12 protein-coding genes are annotated in these 14,695 nt (G+C 68.3%); 7 read left to right on the top strand and 5 right to left on the bottom strand.

Features of this window, described 5'->3' with window-relative positions; translation table 11 throughout:
* Positions 1-5: 5 nt before the first annotated feature.
* From KUG41_RS13900 to KUG41_RS13890, 3 genes are read left to right on the top strand one after another with little or no spacing between them, the layout of a single operon-like run.
* Positions 6-2,594 (top strand): ABC transporter permease, encoded by a 2,589-nt coding sequence (locus tag KUG41_RS13900; protein ID WP_371734160.1) that lies wholly within the window; start codon positions 6-8, stop codon positions 2,592-2,594.
* Positions 2,591-3,778 (top strand): lipocalin-like domain-containing protein, encoded by a 1,188-nt coding sequence (locus tag KUG41_RS13895; protein ID WP_216904812.1) that lies wholly within the window; start codon positions 2,591-2,593, stop codon positions 3,776-3,778. The genes KUG41_RS13900 and KUG41_RS13895 overlap by 4 nt, the downstream gene beginning before the upstream one ends.
* Positions 3,779-3,812: 34 nt before the next feature.
* A complete protein-coding gene (locus KUG41_RS13890) occupies positions 3,813-4,049 on the top strand; it encodes a hypothetical protein (protein ID WP_216904811.1) in 237 nt (78 codons plus the stop codon).
* Here KUG41_RS13890 and KUG41_RS13885 read toward each other — a convergent pair.
* Positions 4,023-5,246 (bottom strand): MFS transporter, encoded by a 1,224-nt coding sequence (locus tag KUG41_RS13885; protein ID WP_371734159.1) that lies wholly within the window; start codon positions 5,244-5,246, stop codon positions 4,023-4,025. The genes KUG41_RS13890 and KUG41_RS13885 overlap by 27 nt on opposite strands.
* Here KUG41_RS13885 and KUG41_RS13880 point away from each other — a divergent pair.
* Complete coding sequence (locus tag KUG41_RS13880; protein WP_216904809.1) at positions 5,234-6,838, top strand: alpha/beta hydrolase; 1,605 nt, start codon at positions 5,234-5,236, stop codon at positions 6,836-6,838. The genes KUG41_RS13885 and KUG41_RS13880 overlap by 13 nt on opposite strands.
* Before the next feature lie 2 nt (positions 6,839-6,840).
* Here KUG41_RS13880 and KUG41_RS13875 read toward each other — a convergent pair whose 3' ends face one another.
* The 3 genes from KUG41_RS13875 to KUG41_RS13865 form a co-directional block, all read right to left on the bottom strand.
* A complete protein-coding gene (locus KUG41_RS13875) occupies positions 6,841-7,860 on the bottom strand; it encodes an ABC transporter permease (RefSeq protein ID WP_216904808.1) in 1,020 nt (339 codons plus the stop codon).
* Complete coding sequence (locus tag KUG41_RS13870; RefSeq protein ID WP_371734158.1) at positions 7,857-9,437, bottom strand: ABC transporter substrate-binding protein; 1,581 nt, start codon at positions 9,435-9,437, stop codon at positions 7,857-7,859. The genes KUG41_RS13875 and KUG41_RS13870 overlap by 4 nt, the downstream gene beginning before the upstream one ends.
* A gap of 291 nt (positions 9,438-9,728) precedes the next feature.
* Positions 9,729-10,556, bottom strand: a complete 828-nt coding sequence (locus KUG41_RS13865) for a hypothetical protein (protein ID WP_216904807.1) — start codon at positions 10,554-10,556, stop codon at positions 9,729-9,731.
* Positions 10,557-10,990: 434 nt separating this feature from the next.
* On the opposite strand from KUG41_RS13865, the gene KUG41_RS13860 reads away from it, so the two are divergent.
* Positions 10,991-11,773 carry a hypothetical protein gene (locus tag KUG41_RS13860; RefSeq protein ID WP_216904806.1) on the top strand — a complete coding sequence of 261 codons (783 nt, stop codon included), beginning with the start codon at positions 10,991-10,993 and terminating at the stop codon, positions 11,771-11,773.
* 413 nt (positions 11,774-12,186) lie between these two features.
* Here the strand turns inward: KUG41_RS13860 and KUG41_RS13855 are convergent, their stop codons facing one another.
* On the bottom strand, positions 12,187-12,594 hold the full coding sequence (locus KUG41_RS13855) for an integrase core domain-containing protein (protein WP_216904805.1): 408 nt from the start codon (positions 12,592-12,594) through the stop codon (positions 12,187-12,189).
* A 74-nt stretch (positions 12,595-12,668) separates the two neighbouring features.
* On the opposite strand from KUG41_RS13855, the gene istA reads away from it, so the two are divergent.
* Positions 12,669-13,970, top strand: coding sequence for an IS21 family transposase (istA, locus tag KUG41_RS13850; RefSeq protein ID WP_216904804.1), 1,302 nt, complete (start codon positions 12,669-12,671; stop codon positions 13,968-13,970).
* A complete protein-coding gene (locus KUG41_RS13845) occupies positions 13,967-14,686 on the top strand; it encodes an ATP-binding protein (RefSeq protein WP_216904803.1) in 720 nt (239 codons plus the stop codon). Before istA ends, KUG41_RS13845 begins: the two co-directional genes overlap by 4 nt.
* Positions 14,687-14,695 lie beyond the last annotated feature (9 nt).

Raw genomic sequence — 14,695 nt, 5'->3', positions numbered from 1 at the left:
CCTCCGTGGTCCGTAACGCCCCCCTCTGGCGCCTGGCGGCCCGCCGGCTGCGGCGTCGCCCGCTGCAATATCTGCTCTGCATTCTCGGGATCGCCCTGGGAGTGGCGATGCTGGTCTCGATCGATCTGGCCAGTGGCTCCGCCCAGCGCGCCTTTTCCCTGTCCACCGATGCCATCACGGGCCGCGCCACCCATCGGCTGGTGGCGATCGGACCGGGCGGTGTCCCTGACACCAGCTTCGTGGCCCTGCGCCGCCGCTTCCCGGCGGTGCCTGCCGCCCCGGTGATCGAGGGCTACGGCCGGGCCGAGGAACTCGACGGTGAGCTGATGCGCCTGGTGGGCGTGGATCTGTTCAGCGAGGCGCCTTTCCGCAGCACCCTCGCCGGCGGCGACGGCGGCGGCCGTGGCTTTGTCCCCTTCCTCACCGAACCCGGCACCGCTGTGATCGCTGGCGAAACCGCCGACCGCTTCGGGCTCCACCCGGGTGCGGATGACGCCTCAGGAATGCTCCATCTGGAGCTGGCCGGGCGGACGACGGCGTTGCGGCTGGTGGGCAGCGTCAGCAGCGACACCGCCCTGGAGCGCCGGGGCCTGGAGAATCTTCTGATGGTGGACATCGCCACCGCCCAGGAGCTGCTCGATCCCGCCGGTGACGGCCTGGCCAACGCGGTGGGCCACATCGATCTGATCCTCGACACCCCAGCCCAGGAGGCGGCGATCGCTGCCTGGCTTCCTCCTGGGCTGAAGCTGGAGCCGGCGGAGGCCCGCGGTAATGCGGTGCAGCAGATGACCGCCGCCTTTGAGCTCAACCTCACCGCCATGAGCCTGCTGGCCATGGTGGTGGGCATTTTCCTGATCTACAACACCGTCACCTTCAGCGTGGTGCAGCGCCGGAGCCTGTTCGGGGTGCTGCGCTGCCTCGGGGTCACCCGGGGCCAGCTGTTCACCCTGATCCTCGGGGAGGCGGCCCTGTTCAGCCTGGTGGGCTCGCTGCTGGGGCTGGTGCTGGGGGTGGTGCTCGGGCGCACGATCGTCGGGCTGATCACCCAGACGATCAACGACTTCTATTTCGTGGTCTCGGTGCGGCAGATCACTCTGTCCGGTCTCACCCTGGCCAAGGGGATGGGGGTGGGGGTGGCCTCGGCCCTGCTGGCTTCGGCGCTGCCCGCCTGGGAGGCCATGGCGACCCCGCCCCAGATGACCCTGCAGCGCTCCAGCCTCGAAGCGGCCTGGCAGCGGCTGCTGCCCTGGTTCCTGGTGGCGGCTGTGCTCAGTGGCGCTCTTGGTGCCCTGCTGCTGCGCTGGCGCTCGGGTGGCCTGGTGCCCGCCTTCGCCGGACTGTTCGCCCTGCTGATGGCGGCCGCGCTGCTGGTGCCGCCAGTGCTGGCGGGCGTCATGCGGGGGCTTGGCCGGGCCGGCGGGGGCCTGCCGGTGCTGGCCCGCCTTGCCCCCCGCGACATCCTTCGCTCCCTCAGCCGCACGGCCGTGGCCGTGGCGGCCCTGATGGTGGCGGTGTCGGTGATCGTGGGAATCTCGATCATGATCGGTTCCTTCCGGGGCACGGTGGTCACCTGGCTCGACCAGACCCTTCAGGCCGACCTGTTCGTCTCCCCCCCCAGCACCACCGCCAACCGGGTGCTCGGCAAGGTGGATCCCGCCATCGTGGCGGCCATCGAAGCTCGCCCCGATCTGCGGGCGATGGTGACCTACAACAATTTCGATGTGCATCTGGTGGATCAGGCCAGGGATGTGACCCTGATCGCCGCCGGCGGCGACGTCTCCGCCGGCCGGCGGCCCTACGCCTGGATCCGGCCGGGCATCGACGATCCCTTCGCCGCCATGGAGGCCCATGAGGGGGTGATCCTCTCCGAGGCCGTCTACCTGCGCGACGGGGATGGAGCCATCCCCGAGGCGGTCACGATCGAGACCCCCACCGGCCCGCGGACCTTCCCGGTGATCGCGGCGTTCTACGACTATTCCTCCGACCGCGGCTCCGTGCTGATGGACCGGGCCCGGGTCGCCGAGCTCTGGCACGACGACAGCGTGGCTTCCCTGGGGCTGTTCCTGGCCCCGGGAGTGGATCCCGATGCGGTGGCCAGTGAGCTGCGTGAAGGCTTCCGCAGCCGCCAGAACCTGCTGGTGCAGACCAACGGCTCCCTGCGGGCGGGCTCCCTGGAGATCTTCGATCGTACCTTCGCCATCACCGGGGCCCTCCAGGTGCTCACGGTGGTGGTGGCCTTCATCGGCATTCTCAGCACCCTGATGAGCCTGCAGCTGGAACGGGGCCGGGAGTTCGCCGTGCTGCGGGCCGTCGGCATGACGCCCCGGCAGCTGGGGCGCCTCACCCTGCTGGAGACCGGTCTGATGGGGCTGCTGGCCGGAGCCTGCTCCATGCCCCTGGGCTTCGTGCTGGCCTGGGTGCTGGTGCACGTCATCAACGTCCGTTCCTTCGGCTGGACCCTGCAGATCGCCCTGGAGCCCCGGTTCTTCCTCCAGTCCCTGCTGATCGCGGTGGGTGCTGCTGTGCTGGCGGGGGTCTACCCGGCCTTGCGGCTCGGCCGGATGGACATCAGCGCGGCGGTGCGACAGGAATGACTCTCAGGCGGCTCCTGCGGATCCTGCTGGCCTTTGTGGCGGCCCTGGCCCTCAGCCTGGCGTGGCCGGTGCCGGTCGGGGCCGCCACCACCATGCACTGGGGGGCGGTGCCGGCCCCGGGAGGTTTCGCCCGGGCCCTCACCCCCCGCGACTGGGACTTCCCCGCCGACTTCGGCGCCCACCCCGCCTACCAGACCGAGTGGTGGTACTACACCGGCAACCTGGAAACGGCAGAGGGGCGCCCCTTCGGCTACCAGTTCACGATCTTCCGCCAGGCCCTGAGGCCCCCATCCGCCACGGCTTCCGCTCCGGCGGCGGATCCTGCCTCCCTGGGCGAACCGTCATCCTGGCGCACACCCCAGATCTATTCCGCCCATTTCACGGTCAGCGACATCGCCGCTGGCGACTTCCTGCAGGAGGAACGGTTCGGCCGGGGGGCCCTGGGCCTGGCGGGAGCCGAGGCCGATCCCTACGCGGTCTGGCTCAATGACTGGCGCATCGCCGCCGCCGGCCCAGGTCGGGTGCGGCTGCAGGCCAGCACCGACGCCATGGCCATCGATCTGACCCTCCGCCAGAGCCGGCCGCCGGTGCTCCAGGGCCGGGACGGTCTGAGCCGGAAGGGATCCGAACCGGGCAATGCCTCGCACTACTACTCGTTGGTGCAGCAGCCCACCGAGGGATCGCTCACCGTGGCGGGACGCACCCACGCCGTTCAGGGGGTCAGCTGGAAGGACCATGAGTTCTCCACCAGTGCCCTGAGCCCCGGCACCGTCGGCTGGGACTGGTTCTCGGCCCAGTTCGAGGATGGATCGGCCCTGATGCTCTACGACCTGCGCCGGGAGGATGGCGGCAGGGAACCCTTCAGCGGCGGTCGCTGGATCCATGGCGCCGAAGAACTGGAGCTGGGGCCCCAGGAGTACGGGCTGGAGATCACCGACACCTGGCGCAGCCCCCACAGCGGCGCCCGCTACCCCGCCGCCTGGACCCTCTCCATTCCCCGGCTCGACCTGCGGCTGGAGGTGACCCCCCAGATGGCCGACCAGGAACTGGCCACCACCTCGGCCACCTACTGGGAAGGGGCCCTCCGCTACGCGGGGCGCCGGGGGGAGCAGACCCTGCGGGGTGTGGGCTACGGCGAACTCACCGGCTACGCCGACCGCCTCGACAGCCTGCGGGGCGGATGATCGGCGAGGATGGCCCCAGCAGGAGCGCAGGGCCATGGCCGCAGCTGACCATCCCGGGACCCCGTCCCCCCCGTCTCAGCTCGCCGCTGAGGGCGTCGACCATCCCCATGATTTCGAGGTCCAGAAGCGGATCCACCGGCGGATCCGCAACGACCCCGACTACGACGACTGGGAGTACGGCACCGAGCCCCTGCCCCATGAGGCCTGGGTGGAGAAGGCCGCCGCCGAGCAGGCCACTGCCGCTTCAGGGGAGCCTGCGGCCGGGGTGTAAGTACCGCACCAGCAGCAACCCCCCCAGGCAGGCCAGGGCCATCAGCAGCCAGAGGCCAGCCCCGTGCCCCTGGCCGTCCAGCAGACGCCCGGCCAGCAGAGGCGCCCCGAAGCCACTGATGGCGAAGCACTGGGAGAGCAGGGCCATGGCCAGCCCCTGGTGTTCGATCGGACTGAGCTCCACCACCGCCTCGGTGGCGGTGGGCAGGAAGGCGGCCACCCCCAGGGCCAGGGGCAGCTGGGCCAGGAGCAGCACCAGCAGCCCCTGGGCGCTGAAGGCGGAGGCCGCCAGCAGCAGGTTGCCCAGCGCGAAACACAGCAGGCTGAGGCTCAGTCCCGTCGTCACGGGTCGCCGGGCCAGGGCCTGACCCACCGGCCACTGCAGCAGCAGCAGCAGGCCCAGCTGCAGCCCGATGGTGAGGGCCCCGAGACTGTCCGGCAGGGAGCGCCGCAGCAGGCCTCCCCGCACCAGATCCAGGGGCAGGGCGCTCTGCATCAGGGCAGGCATGGCCGTAGCCAGCACCGCCAGCGCCAGCAGCGGCAGCAGGGCCGGCAGCCACTGGCGCCAGGGACTGGGGTGGGCCAGCCGGTCCCTGGGGCGGGGATCGGGCAGGGTCCGGCGCTGCAGCACGAGCAGGAGCGTCAGCATGCAGACGATGTCCACGGCGTAGATCCCCCGCAGCCATCCCCGCCAGGCGAGCCCGGCCCCCAGCAGGGCGCCGGTGGCGATGCCCAGGGCATCGGCGCTGCGCATCAGGGCGAAGGCCCGCCCGGAGCTGACCGGCGCGCAGCTCAGCGGCACCGCCAGCTCCACCGCCGGCCAGTAGAAGCCCACCGCCACGCCGAGCAGCACCTGCCCCTGGAGATAGCCGGCGAAGCTGTCGGTCCCCATCAGCCGGGTGTCGCCGGCGATCGCGATCAGGGCCGCCAGCAGCACCGGGATCGAACAGTTCAGGCCCCGATCCAGCAGGACGCCGCTCAGGAGTCGGCCCACGGTGCCGGTCACGGCCGCCAGGGCCAGCCCTTCGGTGACCCGGACGGCGCTGAACCGGGCATGGTGGAACACCATCGGTGTGAGATAGAGCACGCCGCCCGCTCCGACCATGGCGATCAGGCGGATCAGGGCGACCTCTCGCAGGCCTGCGGGAAACTGGGTGAACCAGGACCACGCCCTGGCCCCCCCCTGTGCCTGTCCCAAACCGCCTTCGCCATCTCAGGGTCCTGCTGGCCAGTCTGCTGATCGCGGCACCGGCCGCGGTCCGCCCGGTCGCCGCCGCCGAGGTGCTGGAGCTCCGCTTCGATGGGCTGGAGATCCCCGTCAGCCTCGATCAGCTCGATGGCTGGTCCCGCAGCACCGGGGAGCGCCAGGGGGCCGGTGGGGATCTGGCGGTCTGGCTGAATCTGCTCGAGCCCGGCAGCCGCCGGGATCTGAAGATCCTGCTGCGGGCTCCCCTGCTGCGGGACACCGGCTTCGGCCAGCAGCTCCTCGACAGCTGGGCCGGCAGCCAGATGATGGCCCGCCTCGGCGATCTGCTCACTACCCCGGACGGCCAGAGCACCACGGCAGTGCTGCAGACCACCCTGCAGCGGATGCTGGAGGGACGCCAGGACGTCTCCACGATCGGCCTGCTGCGGGCCCTGCCCGTGCCGCGGCTGAGCCTCCGGCTCGATGGCCTCTACGACCTGGCCCTGCAGTGGCGCCAGCAGCTGGATCTGCAGCGCCGGGCGCTGCGCGGCCTTCAGGCCCTGCCCCTGCCGGAACGGCGCACGCTGCCGCTGGCCTTCGGCGACCGCACCTCCCTGCTGCCCCTGCGGCAGACCCTGGCGGTGGCGCACCGCCGCGAGCTCCTGCCCCTGGAGATCTGGCGGGCGCTGCCTCCCAGGACTCTGCCCGGGTCCCCGGCCCCCCGTCGTCCCTGGCTGCTGGTGATGCCCGGTCTGGGGGGCGATGCCAACCAGTTCGGCTGGCTGGCCAGCGAGCTGGCCGAACGGGGCTGGCCGGTGGTGGTGGTCCAGCACCCCGGCAGCGATGGGCCGGCCCTGAAGGCCGCCCTCGAAGGCCAGCAGGCGCCACCGGGGGCGGAAACCCTCGCCGTCCGGCTGGCCGACGTGGAGGCGGTGCTGGCGGCCCAGCGGCGGGGTGCCCTGCCGGTGCGCGGTGAGGGCGTGGTGCTGGTCGGCCATTCCATGGGAGGACTCTCCGCCCTGCTGGCGGCGGGGCTGGTGCCGGAGCCCGGCCTGGCGAAGCGTTGCCGGAGGGCCCTCGACCGCCTGCCGATCGCCAATCCCTCCCGGTTGGTTCAGTGCCAGCTGCCCAGCACCGGCCTGCCGGAGCTGTCTGCCCCACCCCCCGATCTGCGCGGACTGGTCCTGCTGAATGGCTTCGGCAGCCTGCTGTGGCCCGAACGGGGGCTGGCGCCCCTGCCGGTGCCCGTGCTGATGGTGGGCGGCAGCCTGGATCTGGTGACGCCACCGCTGGAGGAGCAGCTGCGTCTGTTCCTGCCCGGGGGAAACCCCGGCAGTCGACTGGTGCTGGTGGAGGGCGGCAGCCACTTCTCCCCTGTGCGGCTGCTGCCCACCGATGAGGTGCTCTTCCGCCTTGATGAGGATCTGGTGGGGGTGGATCCGGCCCGGGTGCAGGGGGCCCTGCTGCGCCTCACCACCGAATACCTTCAGACCCTGGAGCAGCCCCTGCTGCTGCCGGCCCAGCGACGTCGGCAGGAGGGGATCACCCTCGATGTGCTCGACAGCGCCGCCGCCCGTCGCTGGAAGGCCGGGCTGCGACCCTGACCTCAGAAACGGATGCGCGGATCCAGCAGGGCCACCACCAGGTCCACCAGCACGGTCACGAGCACCACCAGGGCGGCCACCACCACCACGATGCCCTGCACCAGGGGGTAGTCCCGCTGGGCGATCGCCTCCTGCAGCCGGTAGGCGATGCCGGGCCAGGAATAGGTCACCTCGATCAGCAGGGCCCCACCGATCAGGGAGGCGACGGTGATGCCGGTGATCGTCAGCACGGGCAGCAGGGCGTTGGGCAGCGCGTGGTGAAGCACCACCCGCCGCTCGCTGAGGCCCCGGCTGCGGGCGGCTTCCACGTAGTCGGAGCCGAGGGCGCGCCGGAGGTTGAGGCGCAGGGCATTGGTGAAGATGCCGCTGAGCAGCAGGCCCAGGGTGCCCGCCGGCAAGATGAGGTGGCGCAGGCTGCCGCTCAGCTGGGTCCAGTCCGAGGCCCGCAGGCTGTCGAGCAGGTAGAAGCCGGTGCCTTCCGGTGGCAGCAGGGTGGCCGGGAAGCGCCCCCCCACCGGCAGCCAGCCCAGCCAGACCGCGAACACCAGCTGCACCACCATTGCCGCCCAGAAGGGGGGCAGGGCATAGGTGCCGATGCCGTAGAGCCGGCCCGCCAGATCGATCCTGCCTTCGGGCCGGGCGATGCCGCTGAACCCCACCGCCAGACCGACCACGGCCGCCAGCAGCAGGGCCGTCAGCCCCAGCTCCAGGCTGGCGGGCAGGCTGGCCTGGATGATCCGGGTCACCGGTTCCCCGTTGGCCAGGGAGGTGCCCAGATCACCCTGCAGGAGATGGCTCAGGAACGTCCCGTACTGCTCCCCCAGGGGACGGTCCAGACCGAGCTGGGCCCGCAGGGCCGCCCGGGCCGCGGCGGGAGCGCGGGGCCCCAGCAGGGCATCGATCGGATCCCCCGGGGCCACCCGCAGCAGCAGGAACACCAGCGTGGCGATCAGCCAGAGCATCAGCGGCGCGAGGGCCAGGCGCGAGGCCAGATAGCGGGCCAGGTCGGAACGGCGGCTCACGGCGGCGACCCCCCGGCGGTGGTCGGCAGCCGATGCAGTTCGCCCAGCAGCACCCGGCCGGATCCGTCGAAGCGGGGCCGGCTGACAGGCAGCCGGCCCCAGGCCACCGGGGCGCTGAGCCAGACCGGCAGGTAGGGGCTGGCCGCCCCGACACGGCGCTGGATGGCCTCCAGCAGGGCGATCCGGTCGGGGCCCGCCAGCTGGCTGCTGCGTTCGAGCTGCTGCTGCAGGCCGGGTGCCGTCCAGAAGGTGCCGCCGAGCACGCTGTTGCCCTTCAGGCAGCGGTCGGCTTCAGCCTGGCTGCAGGCCAGCAGCGGCATCAGGAAGTTCTCCGCGTCGGGGTAATCAGCGATCCAGTCGTAGAACAGCATCGTCAGGGTGCCCTTGTCCAGCTGGGCGTAGGCGGTGGTCGATTCCATGCCGGTCAGCTCCAGGGCCACGCAGTCGCCCAGGTCCCGGCGCAGCTGGGCCTGCCAGGTGAGGGCGAACAGGCGATCGGTGGGGATGTCGGAGCGGTAGGTCAGCGGCAGGGTGAGCACCCGGCCGCTGCAGTAGCCCTCCCGGCGGTAGAGGGCACGGGCCCCTGCCGGGTCGTAGGTCGGCCACGCGCTGGGATCGGAGCCCGGCAGGCTGGGGGGGATCAGCTGACGCAGGGGCGCGCGCAGCCCCAGGGCTACCCGTTGGCTGATCGTGCCGCGATCCAGGCTCAGGGCCACCGCCTGCCGCAGGGGCAGGCGATCCAGCGGCGGTTGATCGCTCAGCAGCGACACCAGACCGATCTCCTGGGAGGGCCCCACCGCCTCGCGCAGGCGACCGGCGCCGGCATCGCGGTGCAGGGCCTCCTGGTGGTCGATCTCCAGTCCGCTGCTGAGCAGCAGATCCACTTCGCCGCTGCGCAGGGCCCCGAACAGGGCCGTGGAATTGCTCAGCGTGACCAGGTCGATGCCGCCGTTGGCCGGCCTTCGGCCCCAGTAACGGTGAAAGGGCACCAGCCGCTGCTGCTGGCCGCTGAAGAAGGCCAGGGCATAGGGGCCGGTGCCCACGAAGCGTTCGTTGAGGGGCTTGTCGCGGTACTCCCGGTAGGCCGTCGGCGACACCGGAGTCAGGAAGATGGCGCTCAGCAGCCGCGGCAGGGGGCTGAAGGGGCGCTTCAGCACCAGTTCGAGCTCATAGGGACCGGTGGTCCGCACGGCTTCGACCCGTTCGCTCAGCTGATAGCCGAGGGTGCCGATGGCCATGAAGCGCCGCAGCGAGAACGCCATGGCCTCGGCGTCGAAGCGGGTGCCGTCGTGAAAGAGCACCCCCCGGCGCAGGGGGATGCGGGCCCGCAGCCCATCGAGGCTGAGCACCGGCAGGGCCGTGGCCAGCCGCGGCTCGATGCGGCCGCTGGCGTCGATGGCATAGAGGGGGTCCCCCAGGCCGCTGAGCACCTGCATCACACCGATCCGGGAGGCCTGGGCAGGGTCGAGGGAGTCGATGCGGCTCTTGGTGGCGACGACCAGGGAAAGGCCGGGGCGCGGCGGCTGGCAGCCGGCCAGCAGCGGCAAAGCCAGCCCCAGGCTGCCCAGGACGGCCACTGCCCTGCGCTGCCGCTGTGGTCTTGGTCTCCGCGCCCTGGTCGTCGGCAAGCTCTAGGGATGCGGTGGCGCCCATTCAAGCGGCCCACCTGAAGAGCGCACTGAGGGGATCAGGATGTGCATCGTTTGTCCTTCGGTCGCTTGCCCGTGAGCACCCCCGCTCCAGACGAACAGGCGGCTGACGCTGGCGATGGACTTGTCGAGACTGGCGGGGTGGTCAGGCATTGTCGTCGTCGGGCTGCGTCAGTGGTGGCAGAAGTTGAGGACGAGGGATCGAGCCGGCTGCCTGGATCAGGCGGAAGGCCGAGAACGTCTGCGGCGCCCACCTAACAGAGACTGGAAGCTCATCCTGATCATGTCCAGCAGGGTGACCGACGACCGACCAGGTTGGGCGCCGGCGGCGAATGCAAAGGAATACGCCAGAGCTGTCAGAAGGGTGCGTGTCCCGCCCTGAATGGCGGCCCAGATCTGATTGGGCTTGGTCGCGAGGCGGTCGGCATAGAGATTTTCAGTTCGGGCGATGTTGTTCAGGAGCGCTGTTCTGACCTGATCCAGCGGCTTGTCCAGATCGTCGGGTCCCAGCCGCAGGCGGAATTCAGGGAGACGCGAAAGTTTCTGCTGCAGATCGGCTGTGCCGGTGGCGGATTCGATGGCCTGTTTGAGGGGAGCCAGGCGTTTTTCGGATTGTTCAATGAGTGCCTGCTGAGTGGTCTGCGACTGGGTGTAAGACTTCCAGGTAGCGAAACCCTGCAGAGGAATAAGCAGAAAGAACCCGATCGCGGCGAAGGTGGCCAATCGGCGAACAGTCTCAAGCCGTCGGCGGTAGAAGGGGTTGGCCGGGTTCAGGGTCGAGGCGATGTGGACGAACGCAAAACCACCCAGGGCGATCGAGCTGGAGCCCAGAAGGCGTGCCACGAAGCCCAGTTGCCACTGGGGCTTGAGGAGCTGGACAGGCAGCAATTCCACCACGGTGTTGGCGAGGAAGACCAGGAAGAGGCAACTGGCGATCGCCATGAGCAGATCGCTCCCTGCCGTACGCGCCGCGGTCTCAGCATTCAAGGGCTCATCATCGGGAGAGGGGTTCGGCTTGATGGCATCACCGGTGAGCGGATCGAGCATGGTGAGTCCGAAACCTCGTCGAGGTCCTGGAACGTCTAGGGGAAACTAGCGCCTGAAGGCCGTAACGTCCGCTATGTTCAGTCCAAAACCACAGACAGGTAGGAGACTGTCCAGATCAGACGTGCTTTGTCGGTTTAATGGACCCGGAACCTGGAACCCTGAAGCCATTGTCTGCGCGGGTTGCCCCCTCATCGGCACGACCATGCATCAATGGGCAGGGCCAATGAAGATCCTTTACCAATCGTCACAATTTGATCGTTTACGGGTCTGAACTCGGGCCACCCAGGGCCATTCATGAGGAAACGCTGAAGTCCTTTGGAGGCCTTCACCCACCTTTCACTCTTGGTGCTATTGTGAGCAAGCTTGCCAACTGAGGCATTCCGCACCATTTCAGCCCAGCCGTTCACTTCGCCACCCAACAGGCCCCACAAGCCATGAACCTCACCAAACTTCTTGCCCGAGCGGCTGGAACCGCTCTGCTGCCAGCAGCCTTTCTGTTTGGATCCGCCAACAGCGCTCACGCCTTCGGCGTTGAATTTACCCCTGTGGGTGCCGATCTCGACGCCGACATCATCAGCGACCTGGAAATTCCATTTGGTCAGGCAACTCAAGACTTCTTCTTCCAGATCAATCTCAACCAATTCGGGCTTCCATTCTTTGGATTTGCTGGATCCTCTCTGACCGCCCTGTCTTATGAACTGGGTTTTGACTCCACGGAGTGGAACCCCAATGCAGCATCAATTGCAGCCTGCAATGCCGATCCATCCTGTGAGACTGATCCGGGCGTCCCTCCTGGAGCGCTTACATCTGGTTCAGGGATTGATCAATTCTACACTATTTCCCTGAGTAACACCCCAGGATTGCTCATCACTGGTGGCCTTCAAGCCCCATTCTTCTTCCCTGGCCCCATCACAGGTGATGTCGGCGCCGCATTGCCGAACAATGGCGATGCTGACCTGTTGGCCACACTGGTGAGTTTCACTCTTACAACTCCAGGAGCAAATGGAGGCCCCGCGGTCTCCACCACCTTCTTTAACGGTCAAACTGGCGATTCTTTGCTACAGACCGTTATCTTTGGCACTCAGTCCATCAGCCTTCAAAGGCCCGCTCAAGTTCCCGGCCCTCTTCCCATCCTTGGTGCAGGTGCTGCTTTCGGGTACAGCCGTCGTCTTCGTAAGCGAGTTAAGGGCGCTAACGCTTCATTCCTCAAGGCCTGAGAGACCCCGGAAAATTTCTCAAGGTCTTCGAATCACACAAACGGTTTCCCTGCTTGGATGCATCCTTATGGATGCATCCTTTTTCATTTTATGGGGTACTTCGTGCTATTGAAGTGTTCCTCAAGGGATGCCATTGGCGTGTCATCGGCGTCTATCCAGATTTCCGTTGCTCAGTTCACCACTCGGTTTGGGAAGAGAGAGGGCACTCTCCAGAAATCAGAGATTGGCTTGGAGAAGATGCGCCGGCCCGATGGTTTTGCGTTCTCCTCTTTTCGTGGTCACTTGTTCGCACTGATTCTTTGCTAGACACGACAACAGCAGCCGATGCGGGAACGTCTGCCGACTGGAATCCCCCGTTAATGGCACCGTCCTTCAGAGAGAAGGTTCCTAGTTGTGCTTTCCCACCAGGTTGTTCATGCCTGCAGCTGAGCGAGTCGCTGCTGGGGGGTGAGGCCACCCAGGGCCATGTGGCACCTGCGGCCGTTATAGATCCGCAAGTAGGCCGGCAGCAGCTCATTGCGAGCCGCTGAGGTGCTGTGGGGCACCACATAGGCCCACTCCTCCAGCAGGGTCTTGATGAACCGCTCAGCCTTGCCGTTGGTTCGAGGGGTGTAGGGCCTTGTTTTCTTGACTTTCAAACCCATGACTTGGCAAGCCTTTCGCCAGCCGTGCGACTTGTAGGCCGATCCGTTGTCGCTGAGCACCCGCCGGCACTCAATCCCCTGGCCGTTGAACCAGGCCACCGCCCGGCTCAGAAAGGCCACCGTGGTCGGCCCCTTCTCGTTGTCAGGCGACAGCGAAAACTGGTCCGGAGGCGACACGAAAACTGGTCCACCCGGTGGAACGAGCCAGCGAGCACAACAGGGGCCGTGGAGGGGCGCCATCTCTGGAGCCGATGGCTCTGGAGACGGCGGTGCAGACCCCTCAGGACGTGGAGGCGATGCGACGGCTTGCGGCCGTCGGCTGGGGCCGACGGCGCATTGCCAGGGAACTGGGCTGCTCACCGGAAACGGTGCGCAAGTACCTGCGGCAAGGCGGCTGGCAGCCCTACGGAAAGCCTTGCCGTCACGCGGTTCTTGACGGACAGAGGGAGTGGCTGCGGCAGCGGTTTCTGGCCCACCGCGGCAATGCCGATGTGGTGCGCCAGGAGCTGGCGAGTGAGAAAGGGATCAAGGTGAGCCTGCGCACGGTGGAGCGTGCCGTGGAGCCGTGGCGGCAGGAGCTGCGCAACGCGGCCCTGGCGACAGTGCGATTCGAGACGCCACCAGGCCGGCAGCTGCAGGCTGACTTTGGCCAGTGCATGGTGAGCATCGCCGGCGAGCGGGTGCGGGTGCACCTGGCGGTACTGACGCTGGGCTATTCGCGCCGGTTGCTGGTGCGGGCGTTTCGCAGCGAGAAGCAGGAGCACTGGCTCGCGGCACTGGAGGAGGGCTTCCGCCATTGGGGCGGTGTGCCCAAGGAGGTGCTGGTGGACAACGCCCGGGCGTTGGTCAGCCAGCACGATCCGGAGCGAAACATTCTTGTTTTTGCCGAGCGACTGGAGGGATTCGCCCGCTACTGGGGGTTCAAGCCTCGCGCCTGCCGGCCGTACCGGGCAAGGACCAAAGGCAAGGATGAGCGAGGGGTGGCGTACGTGAAAAGGAACGCCATTGCCGGGCGGGAGTTCAGCAGCTGGGCGGAGTTTGAGGCCCATCTGGTGCGCTGGAGCCGCGAGGTGGCCGACCTGCGGGTGCATGGCACCACCGGCGAGGAACCGCTGCAGCGCTTTCTGCGGGAGGAAGCCCAGGCGCTGCAGCCGCTGGAGGCCAAGCCGTCGTTTCTGGCGGAGCGGGAGCTGGTGCGGATCGTGCACAGCGACTGCTGCGTGGAAGTGGAGGCCAATTGGTATTCGGCGCCGCAGGCGCTGATCAGAGCGCGGGTGAGCGTGATGGTGCGGGACCAGCAGGTGCTGATCCGCCACGGCGGGCGGATCGTGGCCGAGCACAGGAGGCAGCGGCCCGGTAGCCGCAGCCGCCAGGTGATCGACGGTCACTGGGTCGGCCTGGTGCCGCAGCGGCAGCGGCGCGAGGCCGTGCGATCGCTGCAGGACGCCAGCGCTAGTCGTGATGGGGAGCGAGAGCGGCGCACCGTGCGCAGCTCTGAGCTGGCCAGGCCTCTGGCCGTCTATGCCGAGCTGATCGGGGAGGTGGCGGCATGAGCAACCCACAACGCACCCGAACCACAGCGGCAACACCCCCGGTGCCGACCGAGGAGCTGGAGGCGATGCTCACCCGCCTGCGGCTGCCCGCGATCCGCGACCGCCTGGATGCGCTGCTGGAGGAGGCCGCGCGGCGCGAGCTGAATCTCCGAGAGGCGCTGGCCTGGCTGTGTGCGGCCGAGGTGGCCCGCAAGGACCAGCTGCGGATGGAGATGGCCCTGCGGCTGGCGCGCTTCCCCTATGTCCGGACGCTGGAGGCGTTCGACTTCAAGGCCCAGCCGTCGATCGACCCGGCCCAGATGCGTGAGCTGGCCACCTGCCGCAGGGTGGCCAATGGCGACACCCTGCTGCTGCTTGGGCCACCGGGCGTGGGCAAGACCCACCTGGCAGTGGCGCTGGGCCGGGAGGCGGTGCGGCTTGGTCACAGCGTCCAGTACGTCGGTGCCATGGAGCTGATCAGCGCCCTGGCCAAGGCCCAGGCGCAGCACGCCCTGGAAGCCCGACTGACGCAGTACGCCAAGAGCCGGCTGCTGATCATTGATGAGCTGGGCTACCTACCGCTGGAGCCAAACGCGGCGTACCTGTTCTTCCAGCTGATCTCGCGCTGCTACCAGCGCGGCAGCGTGCTGATTGACGTGACCCCCATCAGTGGTCCAGTTCCTATGAGAGCTGGTGGGGTGATCAGGCCGCTTTCCATTGCTGGAGGACTTCCATAGGCGTACGCC

This window comes from Synechococcus sp. CCY 9618, from assembly GCF_019038415.1.
Classification (GTDB): Bacteria; Cyanobacteriota; Cyanobacteriia; order PCC-6307; family Cyanobiaceae; genus Cyanobium.
Note: the sequence above shows the minus strand (reverse complement) of the source record. Positions and strands in the feature narration are given on the sequence as shown.

What these genes read in the sequence shown, in the direction of transcription:
- KUG41_RS13895 (WP_216904812.1), top strand. Translation starts at nt 2,591, where the DNA reads ATGACTCTCAGGCGGCTCCTGCGGATCCTGCTGGCCTTTGTGGCGGCC.
- KUG41_RS13890 (WP_216904811.1), top strand. Translation starts at nt 3,813, where the DNA reads ATGGCCGCAGCTGACCATCCCGGGACCCCGTCCCCCCCGTCTCAGCTC.
- KUG41_RS13865 (WP_216904807.1), bottom strand. Translation starts at nt 10,556, where the DNA reads ATGCTCGATCCGCTCACCGGTGATGCCATCAAGCCGAACCCCTCTCCC.
- KUG41_RS13860 (WP_216904806.1), top strand. Translation starts at nt 10,991, where the DNA reads ATGAACCTCACCAAACTTCTTGCCCGAGCGGCTGGAACCGCTCTGCTG.
- istA (WP_216904804.1), top strand. Translation starts at nt 12,669, where the DNA reads ATGGCTCTGGAGACGGCGGTGCAGACCCCTCAGGACGTGGAGGCGATG.
- KUG41_RS13845 (WP_216904803.1), top strand. Translation starts at nt 13,967, where the DNA reads ATGAGCAACCCACAACGCACCCGAACCACAGCGGCAACACCCCCGGTG.